This window comes from Streptomyces sp. SID4985 (assembly GCF_009863025.1).
Classification (GTDB): Bacteria; Actinomycetota; Actinomycetes; order Streptomycetales; family Streptomycetaceae; genus Streptomyces.
Window position 1 is genome coordinate 1 of the sequence record NZ_WWIR01000545.1, and the last position, 210, is coordinate 210.

Annotated in this window: 1 protein-coding gene; it reads left to right on the forward strand. The window is 70.5% G+C overall.

What is annotated here, in order from left to right; genetic code table 11:
* The coding region (locus GTW40_RS23440; RefSeq protein ID WP_161182159.1) for a BlaI/MecI/CopY family transcriptional regulator at positions 1-210 on the forward strand (210 nt) is incomplete at both ends.

Sequence of the window (210 nt, forward strand, 5' to 3'; positions counted from 1 at the left end):
CAGGAGCTGGCCCGCACCACGGTGGCGACTCTGCTCGCCCGACTGCATGAGAAGGGGGCGGTGGGGCGCACTCCGGGCCGGCGGGGTTTCCTGTACTTCGCAGTGGACGACGCCCACGGCCTGACCGCGCAGCGCATGCACCGCGAGCTGGACCAGGACGACGATCGCAGCACGGTGCTGGCCAGGTTCGTCGAACGACTCAGCCCCGAT